The sequence below is a fragment of the Parendozoicomonas sp. 209JJ7-1 genome, from assembly GCF_058147085.1.
In genome coordinates this window covers 98,617-112,353 of sequence record NZ_JBYVJU010000009.1, presented here as the reverse complement: position 1 = coordinate 112,353, position 13,737 = coordinate 98,617, and the positions used below count along the sequence as shown (strand labels likewise).

The 13,737-nt window shown below is 51.5% G+C and carries 9 protein-coding genes; 7 read left to right on the top strand and 2 right to left on the bottom strand.

What is annotated here, in order from left to right:
- Positions 1–101 precede the first annotated feature (101 nt).
- The 3 genes from ACY2RQ_RS10795 to ACY2RQ_RS10785 are packed head-to-tail and all read left to right on the top strand — an operon-like array spanning position 102 to position 2,375.
- Positions 102–1,082: a GlxA family transcriptional regulator gene (locus ACY2RQ_RS10795; protein WP_490112975.1), complete on the top strand. Its 981-nt coding sequence runs from the start codon at positions 102–104 to the stop codon at positions 1,080–1,082.
- Positions 1,083–1,118: 36 nt separating this feature from the next.
- Positions 1,119–1,877, top strand: a complete 759-nt coding sequence (locus tag ACY2RQ_RS10790; RefSeq protein ID WP_490112974.1) for a hypothetical protein — start codon at positions 1,119–1,121, stop codon at positions 1,875–1,877.
- 18 nt (positions 1,878–1,895) lie between these two features.
- Complete coding sequence (locus tag ACY2RQ_RS10785) at positions 1,896–2,375, top strand: DUF2147 domain-containing protein (RefSeq protein ID WP_490112973.1); 480 nt, start codon at positions 1,896–1,898, stop codon at positions 2,373–2,375.
- A gap of 380 nt (positions 2,376–2,755) precedes the next feature.
- Here the strand turns inward: ACY2RQ_RS10785 and ACY2RQ_RS10780 are convergent, their stop codons facing one another.
- A complete protein-coding gene (locus ACY2RQ_RS10780; protein ID WP_490112972.1) occupies positions 2,756–5,008 on the bottom strand; it encodes an ATP-dependent helicase in 2,253 nt (750 codons plus the stop codon).
- Between the two features lie 199 nt (positions 5,009–5,207).
- Between ACY2RQ_RS10780 and ACY2RQ_RS10775 the strand changes: the two genes are divergently transcribed.
- Positions 5,208–6,020 (top strand): Cif family virulence factor, encoded by an 813-nt coding sequence (locus tag ACY2RQ_RS10775; RefSeq protein ID WP_490112971.1) that lies wholly within the window; start codon positions 5,208–5,210, stop codon positions 6,018–6,020.
- A 33-nt stretch (positions 6,021–6,053) separates the two neighbouring features.
- Here the strand turns inward: ACY2RQ_RS10775 and ACY2RQ_RS10770 are convergent, their stop codons facing one another.
- Positions 6,054–6,509, bottom strand: a complete 456-nt coding sequence (locus ACY2RQ_RS10770) for a GNAT family N-acetyltransferase (RefSeq protein WP_490112970.1) — start codon at positions 6,507–6,509, stop codon at positions 6,054–6,056.
- 165 nt (positions 6,510–6,674) lie between these two features.
- On the opposite strand from ACY2RQ_RS10770, the gene queC reads away from it, so the two are divergent.
- The 3 genes from queC to ACY2RQ_RS10755 all read left to right on the top strand — a co-directional run bounded on the left by queC (position 6,675) and on the right by ACY2RQ_RS10755 (position 13,628).
- Positions 6,675–7,343 carry a 7-cyano-7-deazaguanine synthase QueC gene (queC, locus tag ACY2RQ_RS10765; RefSeq protein ID WP_490113049.1) on the top strand — a complete coding sequence of 223 codons (669 nt, stop codon included), beginning with the start codon at positions 6,675–6,677 and terminating at the stop codon, positions 7,341–7,343.
- A gap of 5 nt (positions 7,344–7,348) precedes the next feature.
- Positions 7,349–8,011, top strand: coding sequence for a 7-carboxy-7-deazaguanine synthase (queE, locus tag ACY2RQ_RS10760; protein WP_490112969.1), 663 nt, complete (start codon positions 7,349–7,351; stop codon positions 8,009–8,011).
- A 727-nt stretch (positions 8,012–8,738) separates the two neighbouring features.
- Positions 8,739–13,628 (top strand): hypothetical protein, encoded by a 4,890-nt coding sequence (locus tag ACY2RQ_RS10755; protein WP_490112968.1) that lies wholly within the window; start codon positions 8,739–8,741, stop codon positions 13,626–13,628.
- The last annotated feature ends 109 nt before the right edge of the window (positions 13,629–13,737 follow it).

Genomic DNA, 13,737 nt, shown 5'->3' with positions numbered 1-13,737 from the left:
CAGAAGTGTATTCCTTTCAATCAGCCGAAGACTAGACTATCTAGCCATATAGCTTAACAATATGGCCAAATCATTAAATTCAGCGCTATCACCGGGTACACATGGCTATTTACCTTCTTGCCCTCAACGGAATGATCGCCACCAGCCTGACTCTGCCTCTGGAGATGCTCAGCGCGGCCAGACATATGCACCGGGCTACCCGTCAGCCTGATGCTGTTCCGGAACTCTCCATTGCTGGGGAAAGTCTTGAACCGGTCACCACAACCGGGGGTATGACCTTGATGCCAGATGTCGACTATCGCCAGCTGGGGCAGGCCGATATTATTTTTGTTCCCTCATTCTGGCGAAACCCTGCACCCCTGGCCCAACGCTGGCCGGAGATCATACACTGGCTCAGGAATCAACATGATAACGGTGCCCGCCTGTGCGCCACGGGTACAGGCGTATTTCTGCTGGCCGCCACCGGCCTGCTGTCGGGGCGCCCTGCCACCAGCCACTGGTTCTACCTTGATCTGCTCCACAGGCTGTTTCCCGATATCCTTATCAAACGTCACCACCTGATTACCCAGGCCGGACGGGTCTATTGCGCCGGCAGCGTTAACTCCATTGCCGACCTCACTATTCACCTGATTGAAAGCCTGTTTAACCGCTCCATCGCCACCCGGGTTGAGCAGCAGTTTTCCCCGGAGATACGCCGCCGTTACAGCGAAGTGTTCTACTCCTTTGAATCCGGTGCCCCCCACCCCGATGAAACCGTTGTACTGATTCAACAGTGGTTCCATGAGCATTACTACGAAACCCTGAATATGAGGGACGTTGCCCGACGATTCTCCATGAGCCAGCGCACCCTGAACCGCCGCTTCCGGGAGGCGACAGGATTGACTCCTGTCGACTGGTTGATCCGTCTGCGGATTGAAAGCGCCCGGGATCTGCTGACCACCACCAACCTGGATATCGCCGATATCGCCCAGCGCTGCGGATTCCAGGATACCGGTTACCTGAATCGGGTATTCCGGAAACATATGGAAACAACTCCGGGACAATATCGCGCCAGTGTCAGGGGCAAGCTGTTTTCTCCCTGACTATACTTTCCGGCCTGCCATTTTCCGGGAAACTCTATGCATCCAGACAGCCTGAAATTTCCGCCCTGTATCAGCGCAGTCCAAACCGTGATAGTCCAGGCTGTAGTGACTCTGCTATTGCTGGTGTTGCTGGCCACCTGCCTGAACCCGGCAATGGCCGACATCACCCAAACTCAGGGATATTCAGGCAAAGATCCCGACCTGACAGACCACAGCCAGACTTCCATTGTTAATAACCAGCATCAGATGATGTACCAACTGGAAAAGCTGCAAAATCAATTAGAAACCCTGACACAGGAAGGAAGCCTGCCGGAACAGGCCATGATTGCCGGCTCAACCGCATTGATGATCCTGGCTACAGGGGTTGTCCACGGTTTATACGACAATTATTTTATTCTTGCGGGAAGTGAGAAAGCCGGCTTTATCCGGGCGCTGCTTCACAGCCTTGCCGGCTATGCCCTGCCAGCGGGTTTTGGCAGCGCGATTATCACGGCCATGGCACAGTATGGCGATGAACCACCAGTCCATCTGGAAGAACTTTACAAACCTCTGGCATTTACATTCGCCATGTCCACACTGCTGTCCATAGGTGCCTCACACCTGTTTCCCCTTATTCCCCGAACTCTCTCTAACAAGATGATTTTTTTTATTCCATCAATAACTATTGTTCCCATCATGTCGTGGCTGATTGCCCGCGGGCTGGAGAAAGAGAATGAACACCAACGACTGAAACTGCAGATCAGAAACCTGCGACACCAGTTGCCTGCCCACAAAAACGGGCACAAATCACGATAATCCGTTATGAGATACGTTATGAACAAAATAATGGCTGCGGCTGCATTCTGCACGTTAATCTGTTATTTCCTTCTTTCCGGGCAGGCATTTGCCGAAACGCCGGGAGCAGAGTCGCCAACCGGCCTGTGGGTGACCATTGATGACAAAACCCAGAAACCCACCAGCAGGGTTTATATCTGGGAAGACGGCAATACCCTCTATGGCCGGGTAGAGCATATTCTGGATGAACATTCACGCCATGACCTTTGCAAAAAATGCAAAGGTGATAAAAAAGACAAACCCATAGAAGGCATGACCATCCTCTGGGATATGAAACAGGATGGCGAAAAATACGGCGGCGGAAAAATACTTGATCCGGAAAGCGGAAAAATCTATTCCGCCAATATGAAACTGACCGACCAGGGGCGGAAACTGGAAGTCAGGGGTTATATTGGTATTTCCCTGATTGGCCGGTCACAGATCTGGCACAGGAATATGGAGAAACAGAAAGCCAGCTAACAACCAAAAGGCATCAAAAATTAATCATGCACAACATCCTCAGGAGACGTTGTATCAACATCAACAGGGATATGACACTCCCAAATGTCATCATCAACCACCCTGTACTCTGATTTTTTCGAACAGGATACGTAACACAATTTTAGGAAGAGGCGTTTTTTTCTTTTTCTCTATCATTCCATCAGCACACTCTTACGCCAGTCGGTTATAGACTCCTGACCTTATCCCCTGTTTCAAATTCCTATTGATTCAAAATATGGCAGGAGGACTGACTATTCAGACAGTCCCCTTGACTTCGGTATACGGAAAACAGCCTTATAACACTAACGTATAGTGATTATCTGAGCAGAGAAGTAGTCCTCTCTTAAACACTTAAACACTTAAACAAAGTAGAGATGCGCGCTCTTCTTGCTGAAATCATACTCCTGCCCATCCGTGGCAAAACGCACCCGAAAGTCTGTTCCCGTTTCGGAAAGTACTTCCCCATCACCAAAAATAGAATGGCTCACTTTTCTTTTCAGCCAGGGGGCGGCGCACTCTTCTACCAGTTCTTTACCGGCGTCTTTTACCTCAGGTTTTAAATCCGGGCGGGCAATCGCCAGATAATGGGAAAGAATATCCGACAGCGGATAATCAAGGCTCATTGACCCACTCTTTAAATGGAGCTGCTCCCCAGCTTGTTGGGAGAGCAAATACCTGAGTTCTCCCATAAAACGGCTGGGCATTCTGTCACTCTGGGTTCTGGCACCAGTTGTTGAGGGTGTGGTAACCAGATAAAGCTCCTCTTTGGCACGGGTCATGGCCACATAAAGCAGCCGCCGTTCACTCTCCAGCTCCACATTGCCCAAAGGCTCATTGCCAGTCATACAGGGCAGCTGTTTATCAACCAGTCCGGGAATAATCACGACCGGCCACTCCAAGCCTTTAGCCCGGTGAATACTGGTCAGCAGCAAACGTTCATCTGAGGTTTGTTTTTTCGCAGCTATTTTCCTGCGACGACTTAAATTTTCAAAAAAATCACAGGATTCACTGGCTGTCATCCCGGTTTTCAACAGATAACGATTAAAGCTTTCTATGGCCAGAACCTGTTCCTCGGCCCGGTCTCGGTCCAGGGCTGATTCCCTGAGCCAGTTTCTCAGTTCCACCGCCCGCAGGTATCTGTCCAGCAGTTTGGCAGCGGCTACGTTTCCCTGTTCCAACCGCAAAACCTGACGACCACGTTCAAGCAATTTACCTTTCTGGAAATCGCTCAGGCCAGGCAGTGATTTCTCGGCCTGTTTCATCATCCAGCGGCCATAACCCTGCTCCATAGATGCCAGTTGCTGGCAAAAGGGTTTCAGCCAGTCATCCCGAATACCTATATGGGGAAAACGCAGCAGCAACCAGAATTTCTGGTAACGGCTCCGGGCGGAGAATGCCTGAAAGCGTCCGGCGGCCAGCTCCAGCAAAGCCAGAAGCAGCTGAATTTCCTGACGGTCAAAAGCCCCCTTCTCTGCTTCGCTGACAAAGTCGATACCGGCTTCCAGAAGAGCCAGCTCAAGGGCTACCGCCTGGGACCAGAGCCGTACCAACACAGTTATATCTGAGAGCTGTCGGCCACCATCCACCAGGGATTGCACCTGTGTCGACAGCCAGCGGGCATGGTCGCTGACTTCTACCCGCTCAACACAAGTGTCCGGTGTCGTATCATGGGCAATACAGAGAGTATCCCCACGGCCCTGGTTATTGGTGATCAGATGATCCGCAACCAAAGCCAGCCTGTGACCATAACGAAAGGTGTAACTGAGGTTATAGTGCCTTGGTCCGGAAAAATCCTCCGCAAAAGTGCGCAGAATATATTCCGGCCGGGCACCGCGGAATTCATAAATGGTCTGATCCGGATCACCCACCACCATCACCTGCGCACGCCGGCCAGCAATCATTTTCAGCAGAGTATGCTGCACCTCATTGGTGTCCTGATATTCATCAACAAGAATCAGATCCATACGGTTGCTCACCCGCTGCACCAGGGACGGGTTCCGCACCATTAACATGACCGGCTGGTAGAGCATATCCGCATAGGTAATCAGGCGGTTTTCCAGACGCCAGCTTTCAAAGGCGTGATAGGCGTCAAGCAGGACTTTTTTACGGGCTTCAAAGTCATATTCTTCAAATACCTGTTCCGGCGTGTGTACTGTACTCTTGACCAGATCAATAAACCCGGTCAGAGCACTGACCCAGGTGCTTTTATCGGATTTGAGGGAATCCTGCAGGCTGGCCGGGGCAATACGCTGAAGAATACGCCAGCACTCAAAATCCATACGGGGGCCAGACAAAGGGTCGCCCTGCCAGCCCGGTAACATGCCAGCTTTTTCAAAGTAACGATAAAGTTTTAACCCCATGGAGTGATAAGTGCGGATATACGGCATGATCAGGCCTGGCTCAACAGACCCGGTCAGCTTCCGCTCAAAATCCACACGAGCACTGCGGTTGAACATCAACACCAGCATGCGGGCCGGATCCTGGCCTCGTTCAAGCTGCCGGAGCACATGGGCCACCAGAGTGCTGGTTTTGCCACTGCCGGCCACAGCTGTCACTATGGCGTGACTGCCTGTGTGCTCAATAACAGCCTGTTGCTCGTCGGTCCACTTCATTAAGGGTGTCATCAAGGGCGTTATCAGATAAGCGGAAGATTAAACTGTCCAGATTAACGACACTGGCTTTCAGTTACCAGAAGTGAATATACCGGCTTTGCCCTTCAGGTTTTTCGCAACTATGTTTTTCCCCGTCTATGTTTTTCCCCGTCTCCTTGCATGCCCTGCCCGGGCCATTCTTTCAGCTAAAGGTGAAACCATGAGCGTTGCCGCCCGTTTGTCCGCCGCGGTTTGTCTGCCGGCCCTGCTGATAACAACATTCACCTGGGCCAGCCCGGCCACAATCATTACCCTCGCCAAAGACAAACTGACCCAGCTGCTGAAAGACTACGCGGCCTGCTGGCATAAAAACGACGTTGACTGCCTGATGCGACTCTACACCCCCATGGAGCCGGTATTGCTGACCGGGCCAAAAGAGGAAGACCTGGCCACCACCCCGAAGCAAATACAAAACCTCTATCAACAGTGGCTGGCTGTACTGAATGCCGATGAACCGGTTGGAGTAACGGTGCACAACCCAGTGATTATCGCCAGCCACGACAATGAATCGGGCATTGCCAGCGCCGATTTGGTACTGAAAGGCAATACCACAGAGAAAAGCCCCCTGGCCTTAAAAGGGCCATTACGGATTATGCTTTACGCCACCAGCCAGCACGGCTCCTGGCTGATAAAAAGCTCGGCACTGTCCCTGCCCCTGCAGCCGGAACAGCAATGCCCGACATGTCCGGTATGTCCGCCGGTAGCTCCAGCAAAAACTACGACAAAAAGTCCCGTAAAAAATTCTGGATTTCAAGCTTCAACAGAGAAAAAACCGAACGATAAGCAATCCCATGAACATCTCCCCACAGGCAGCAAGGCTGGCGCTCAGCAATCTGCTCAGCCCCCCTCACACCCTGCCGCTACACCCTCAGGTAAGCATGCCCCTGCCAGCCACTCTGCGGGAGAACATACTTCTGCCGCGCACCCAACAACACAGTCCCCGGAACAGCCGCAGCCAGTACAACATCATTAATACAAATCCTGTGCACCAATATGGATGGCGAAATTATCCGCCCTTTTTCAGAACCATATCAACATGGGGAATACCATCTTCCAGGTATTCCTCTGAGACCTTCTCGAAGCCGTAGGTTTTATAGAATTCCTCCAGATAGGACTGGGCACCTATCTTGATCGGCTGCCCAAGCCACTTAGTCTCTATATCAGCCAGCCCTTTCCGCACCAGTGCATGACCCAGGCCTGCTCCCCTGGCGCTGTCTTTTATCGCCACCCGCCCAAAGCTGGCATGGGGATAGCTTAAACCCGGGGGCAGTAAACGCATGCAGGCTACCAGCTCTTTTTCCTGGTAACCGAGAATATGCAGCGTTTCCGGGTGACGGTCATGGTTATCCAGCTCCGGATAGGCGCACGCCTGTTCAACCACAAAAACATCCACCCTCAGTTTCAGCAGGTCATAAAGCTGGTCAACGGTCAGATCCTCAAACCTCAGGCACAGCCATTCCATCCAGACAACTCCGTTCAAAAATAAAAAGACGAACAATAGCAATAACAGGTAAACCTATTCCTGCCCTGTATCGTGGTAAAGAGAAAAAACAGGAATATATGATTTTGCCCCCCGACAACCTCTATAATCCGCCTCTGATAACAGGCCTGACCTTTGAGTATTCCCATGGAACAACAGAAAGCCGTTGTAATCTATTCCGGTGGAATGGATTCATTTACTGTTCTGCACAAAGCTCTGCGGGAGGGTTATAATCTCTACGCCCTCTCTTTCAACTATGGCCAGCGCCACAGAAAAGAGCTGGATTATGCCGCCTGCGTCTGTGCGGAACTGAATATTCCCCACAAAGTGGTGGATATCACCGCCATCAATGAACTGGTTGGCGGCTCTGCCCTGACCTCCAGTGAGGTTAAAGTGCCGGAAGGCCATTACGCTGAAAACAACATGAAAGCCACTGTGGTGCCTAACCGCAATATGATCCTGCTGTCGCTGGCCACCGGCTATGCCCTGTCCCAGGGAGCCTCAAAAGTGCTCTATGGTGCCCATGCCGGCGACCATACCATCTACCCCGACTGCCGCCCTGAATTTGTGGACGCGGTTAACGAAGTGACCAAAATCTGCGACTGGCAGCCGGTCACAATTGAAGCCCCATACCTGCGCCGGGATAAAATTGATATTCTCCGGGATGGCCTGGCCATGGGCCTGGACTACGGCCAGACCTGGACCTGCTACAACGGCCGGGAAAAAGCCTGCGGTAAATGCGGTTCCTGCGTCGAACGTCTGGAAGCCTTTGAGAAAAACCATGCAACAGACCCGTTGCCCTACGAGGAAAGCTGAGTTCGATGTACAGCGTTAAGGAGATGTTCTACACCCTGCAGGGAGAGGGTACCAATGTGGGCCGTCCGGCGGTGTTCTGCCGGTTCAGCGGCTGCAACCTGTGGAGCGGCCTGGAAAAAGACCGGGTCTCATCCATCTGCACTTTCTGTGATACGGATTTTCGCGGTATTGATGGTGAAGGTGGCGGCAAGTTCAAAACCGCTGAAGAGCTGGCGACAACCATTCAACAAACATGGCAGGGCAAACCCGATGAGCAATGCCATCCCCTGGTCGTATGCACCGGCGGCGAGCCCCTGCTGCAGCTGGACGGAGAGTTGATTGATGCCCTCCACGAACAGGGGTTTGAAATTGCCATAGAAACCAACGGTACCCTTCCGATTCCGGACGGCATCGACTGGTCCGTAGTCAGCCCGAAAGGTTCATCGGAAATTGTTGTTACCGAGTGCGATGAGCTGAAACTGGTCTTTCCCCAGCCAGATGCCATGCCTGAACGATTCCTGCATATCAAAGCCAGACACTATTATCTCAGTCCCATGGCTGATCCCCATATGAAGGATGACGCTGTACTCTACCGGGATACAAAAACACGACAGGCGATCACTTATTGCCTGGAGAACCCCCGCTGGCGCCTGAACCTGCAGACCCACAAGGTGGTGAATATCGCCTGACAGAAAACATCATCGACACCTTTGCACCGTCGTCTAGAATTGTTTTTTCGATTGCTAGAAACTAGTTTCCCAAGAGCCTGACGGTTGAACCCGGCAGGCACCTGCATCCAGACAGCATTGAGGTGACAGAGGAAGGTGAAATGGCTAAATCCATACTATTCCCCTGCCCGGGATATCGATGGTTGAGATCCAGGCACCTGTGGTTGGCGTATCTGTGGATGGTTCTGATATCCCCATTCGCATCCTTCGCTGATAATTTTTATCCATGCTATGGCAATCAGATTTGCGCCAATTACCGGGGGCTGCAATACCATCTGTGCGCCTGTTCCGAGAATAACATCTACCCTCAGCAATGCGGTTATATCTATCCAACAGACACTACAATTTGTGATGCTCTTTGGGTTTCCATCCATTATATATGCCCGGATTATGGTCACTATGTAGACATTAGTGCCGATCTTTCAGAGCTCAAAGGCCCGGAACAACCCGGGTGTGCCGTTCCATAAACAAATGATTCAGACAGACTGCCAATTCCTCATTAAAGTAATTCCTCGTTAAAAGCGCCCTTCCTATAATTGTCTGATGAACTCCAGGAGCAACGGCCAGGCATCCACGCAGGGTCTTTGTTTACAGTAACTGTCCAACCTGTTACTCACTTTATGAATCTATACCCATCTTTTCATGTCTGAACACTGTACTTCAGCACCTGACTGCTACAGGGATAGAGATGATTCAAAGCGAACCAAAACCGGCACCAGGGATCTCCGGTTCCCCCTTCCCGCCTGAGCATAAAAGCCAACCGTTCCGTGATCCGGAGGCAAGAAAATATATCTGGGCTGAACCCCTGTGCCCGGATTTTTCCAGAGCCTCCCTGCCCTCCCAGCCCCTGAGCGAGCGTCTGATCAAAGTGGTCGCCGACTACCATACCCAACAAACAGAAAAAGGACAGAATCCACAGTTCTGCATCGTCGGCTCAAGGGTACTTCAGCGCATTATTTCTGACCGTTACAACACCGGCACAGGGCTGCCGGATCGCGAACTTTATCCCGTCAGGGATACCGATATCCGCTTTGCCGATGACAAGGAATTGGAAGCCTTTGCCAACCATATTCAAGAGAACTATCAAGGGCCTTATCAAATAACGGACGGCAGCATATACCTGATACAAGATGGCTTGCATGTGGTGCCTTTGCGCTTTTATCACAAGGATCAGCGATGCCTTAAAAATCAGTACCAGGCCAAGCTGGATCTGAGTGCCCCGCTTCCCGAGGGGTTCGGTCCCTTGGAAAAGACGGATCCAAACGATAGCACCAAGACCATACCCACGCCACGAGGCCAAATGTGCCAGATGTTCTCAGATTCTGCAGAGTGTGCCCGGTCTTTTCCTATGGGAAATTACGAAGGAACTGTCGTACATATTCCCGCCTTAACAGATATGGATTACTTAGGAGAACTGGAATCCATCCTGAACAAAACACCGAACCAGATACAGCCATCATCCGGGGTACAGGATGAACCTCGGGTAACAGATAAAATCCGTCTGCAGATTCTGCCCCTGCTGTTATATCTGGAAGCGACACGAAAAATAACAACCCCGGGTTGGGTACCGGATGCATTTTCCGAAAAATTGCTGGCATTGTGTGCGCGGGAGTGCCCCGACAGAATAAAGAAACTGCAGGAGCTGTTGAGCCTTCACTACCAGGAGAACGCCCAAACACTGGACAATATACTGAACCCCAAAAAACCTGCACAGACTGAAGAAACATTCCAGAGTGATGCAAGCTTACCCGGGACAAACTCAGCCCCTCCCCCGGGGCAAACAAAGAGCAGATCCAGAAAGAAAAAAAACAGAAAGAGTGCCGCTGGTGAGGCTCCGAAAGAGGATAAAGTCACAGACAAACAACTCACCCAACTGCACAGACTTCTGAACAACAAAGAGTTATCGCCTTCCACTGCAACAGCTGTTTCTCTGGCACAACAAACAGAGCTGATTCTGCAGTCAGATACTGAGCTGGATAAAAGGCTGTCCGGTAAAAATGCAGAAAATCAAACGGGGAAGGCCTCCGCTATATCTTCCGAACTTACAGATGTACTCAACCTCCGTTGCATACTTTACCCCATAACCCTGGACTGGACACTGCCCTCTAAAGATTACAGTGATTTTCCAATTGCCCTGCTCACCAATAACCACAGCAAACTTAAGCAGGCCCTGGGGAAGCTGAAAAATATAAACCCGCAAAACTGTCCTTATGTCTTCTACCTTCAGGCCGTTATACAGTCCTATCTTAATCTTTCTGACAAAAAGCCGGTTCCTAAAGCATCTATCGACCTGCTGCTCTATCGCGCGGCTAAAGCGGGCGTAACACAGGCAACACTTGCCCTGCTGACACGGGTATTAACACCTCCCGGCTGCTCCATACCTGGAAGCGTAGTGATCAACCTGCTCAGACAGCAGGCCGACAACTATTCTGACTGTCACCATCTGCTGATCACTGTACAAAGCGACAACCCCACTGAAGTCCGGGAGCTTCAGTCCACGCTTGTCACTGTACGGAAACACCTCCCAGCTATCGGCACCCCCGAAGGGCTGGTACAACTCGGCCAAGCCCTGCAAAAACAGGGCCTAACTATGCAAGGTTCAGACAGAGAGAGAACCCTGATGCTGGCTGCCAACTGTTTTTGTCAGGGGGGGAACAAAACACATACACAAAGCTGTTTTCAGATTCTGCCCGTTACACAGATCACCAGTCTTCCGGCCCAGATGGCTTTTGACTGGCTCTCCCTGTCACTGATAACCAAAGGTACACAGGCCAACAGCAGTAAAAAGCTGGCCGCGGCCCTTGAGCAATACCCCCAGGCTCAGTTATGTCTTAGCCTGCTTAAGGGCAATGAACAATCATTCTTTGAAGCTTCCGGGCAGATAGATCACCAGCTTCTTTCTCCCTTACTTCAGTGGCTTCCCCTTTTCATTCCGGTCGGGCAACTGCCCGCCAGCACCACCAGTGAAATACTACAGAAGCATTATCAGCAACAAGCGCCACAGCAAAATACCTCTGAAAAACCGCTAACAACATCGCTAACAGCAATGGTTCCAGATAAACCAGCCCATCCCCCTCAGCCTTGCCTGCCGTCGGAAACCCTCACAGGAATCCACCAGGACAATGAACAATTATTCGATCATATAAAAACACTGCGCAGCCTGACCGACGCCATAAGCTATATATCCTCACCTGATTCCTGCCCCGCCGCCAGGGGTTTTATGGAAACATGCCGTGCACTCCAAGTACTGGAAGCCAGTTATAACGAGGAAAGCCGCACCTTTTACCTGGAAAAAGCCCCTGTCCCCGAACAAAAATGCCGTGCCCTCTTCCACCTCAATAATGCCAGAGAATGTGGCAATGCTTATGGCATCTGGCTGCATGCCCGCCTCAACAGAACTGCCCTGCTGGCAGGAAAAACATCCCGGGAAGGGGAATACAAATGGTATAACCTCTACCTTGCCCCGATGCTTCTGGCCGCCATACAGGGTGTTGACTGTGCCGCTGATGACCTTCTTGTAGAGCTTCTTGAAGGCCATGCGGACGCTCTGATGGTCCCCATTTTAAAGCTTGTCACCCGCCGCTATAAGCGCTCGGTGAATCGTGCCATGGTCATCCATATATCCGGAGGGGCATGCGGTGATTTCGCCCAGGGTATGGAAAACTACCACCTCGACAAAAAAGAAGGGCAGCGCCCCTCCAGAAGACTGCATGGCCACCTCAAAAACGTTCTGTCTTATCCCCCCCACAAAACACTGAAAAAGGGCGCGACTCATGAAATGAGATATTCATGGATCCTAATGGTCCTTGATTCTCTCATGGAGCAGGATGACAGTTACAAAACAACTTCCAGATACGACGAGAAAGATAAATATCTGGATATTCCCCTGGGTCTGCAGGTCAGTATGCATGCATCCCTGCCATGCTTAAAAGAAGAGCACAGGATTGCTGCCCAAAAACTCCTTACCTATCTGAAGGCAACGGAGTTGCAATCCTCAACCGCGCCTGCCAAGGCAGAGGCCAGATTATCAGGAATTTACTATCAGTTGCTCTATTACTGGCTCTGGCAATATCCGGATAAACAGAAAAGTGAAGTGGTCAGCCAGTTAAGGAAAAAAGCCCCTGACCTTGGTAAATGGATTCCCGGAGATTGCCCGGGGGAGCAGCTGGCGCAGTTATACCGTTACACGGAAATAGTTGATATCGAGCACACTTTGCCCGATATAGATGCCGGTCTCAAACAAGCTATTCAGCCCTGGCTCCATGAATACTGGCAATTATCCCGATATGGAGAAATCACTCTGCCGTCCGCCTCCCCGGGGCTCAAGCAGCATGCCCTGCTGCTGCAACAGCGCGACCAGGCCCTTCTTTCCCAGCTGGAAAAAGAGGCCCCTGATGGTAGCCTGACCAGCATTATCCGTTCCCATTGCCTGGCCCATATCCAGAGTCCTGCTGTGGTCAATCTGGTGCTCTCTCCAGAGAATGCCCGTCGGTGTACAGTCCCGCTCAGCCAGCAGAAAGAAACAGAGTTATCCTACGACCCTTATACACCACTGATAAAAGGTCTCTGCCTTGAAGCCATACACACAACACCCCAGGAATTGCTGACAGCCGCCACTCACCTGACAGAAGCTGCCATGCATGGTTGCCACGACGCCGTACACCACTTTGCCAGGCTGGCCCTGTGCTATCCGGATTCAGCAATATCCCTGGAACGGGTCCTTAACCTTTACCTGGGGCAGCGACAACGCAGACGACATCACCACCTTAAATTCGTCGCCAGTGAACTTCGCGCCTGTACCCAGGAACAGCAGTTGATTCTTGATGCCCTGGACAAGCTATGCCTCCAGGGTTCATGGGGAGATCAACCCCCTACCAGTTTGACGGCTTTCCTCAATGAACAGCTGATCCCGGCACTGTCCCAGCTCAGGCACAACATTCACTCACCGGAAACCCAAATGCAACAAACCCTGCTGAGTAGCCTGGCCAGTCAATACGCAGGAAGGGATGACCGAATGGCACTCTATTCTCCCCCGAAAAACCCGAAACGCCTGCCACCTGCTCTGCTGCACCAGTGGTGGTACCACCTGACCCCCTGCAAAGATGCAGAGACAGATATAAAAATATGGTGTCATTTACAACAGCAAACCCTTAAACAGTACTGCGCAAAAAAGCCGGAAAACCTTCGTGCCGCCCCCTATATGATCCTGACCAAAAACGCGGAGAGAAAGGAACTGGAGATATTCCTGCTCTGGCATCACACCTATGACAGCTGGAACCAGCTCCCCGTAATGATGGGTCTGAAGGAATCAAGAGCATGGCTTCAGGCCGTCCCCAACTGTTTCGAAATCCACCACCATGCAGAAAACCGTGTTGAGACTATTCTCCGCTCCGGAGACAAGGCCCAGGAAAAGTACCAGTGCGGTATCCAGAACAGCCTTCTGAGCTGTTTCCTGTATGGGGGGCCCCTGAAGCTTCCCGTCTGCGACCCGCTGTTTAACAGCAAAACCGGCCAGTACTGGCATGACTGCTATACCATGGAACAGAACTTTATTGGCCTTCAGAAAACCCCGCTGTAGAACCACATATTCCAGACCAGCAGACGTTTACCCGCGGTCTTTTACCCGTAAGCTTGCCAGCTTACCTACTATTGCAGAGAATGGAGGCATTACCCCTGCCGGATAACGG

What these genes read in the sequence shown, in the direction of transcription:
- ACY2RQ_RS10795 (WP_490112975.1), top strand. Translation starts at nt 102, where the DNA reads ATGGCTATTTACCTTCTTGCCCTCAACGGAATGATCGCCACCAGCCTG.
- ACY2RQ_RS10790 (WP_490112974.1), top strand. Translation starts at nt 1,119, where the DNA reads ATGCATCCAGACAGCCTGAAATTTCCGCCCTGTATCAGCGCAGTCCAA.
- ACY2RQ_RS10785 (WP_490112973.1), top strand. Translation starts at nt 1,896, where the DNA reads ATGAACAAAATAATGGCTGCGGCTGCATTCTGCACGTTAATCTGTTAT.
- ACY2RQ_RS10780 (WP_490112972.1), bottom strand. Translation starts at nt 5,008, where the DNA reads ATGAAGTGGACCGACGAGCAACAGGCTGTTATTGAGCACACAGGCAGT.
- ACY2RQ_RS10775 (WP_490112971.1), top strand. Translation starts at nt 5,208, where the DNA reads ATGAGCGTTGCCGCCCGTTTGTCCGCCGCGGTTTGTCTGCCGGCCCTG.
- ACY2RQ_RS10770 (WP_490112970.1), bottom strand. Translation starts at nt 6,509, where the DNA reads ATGGAATGGCTGTGCCTGAGGTTTGAGGATCTGACCGTTGACCAGCTT.
- queC (WP_490113049.1), top strand. Translation starts at nt 6,675, where the DNA reads ATGGAACAACAGAAAGCCGTTGTAATCTATTCCGGTGGAATGGATTCA.
- queE (WP_490112969.1), top strand. Translation starts at nt 7,349, where the DNA reads ATGTACAGCGTTAAGGAGATGTTCTACACCCTGCAGGGAGAGGGTACC.
- ACY2RQ_RS10755 (WP_490112968.1), top strand. Translation starts at nt 8,739, where the DNA reads ATGATTCAAAGCGAACCAAAACCGGCACCAGGGATCTCCGGTTCCCCC.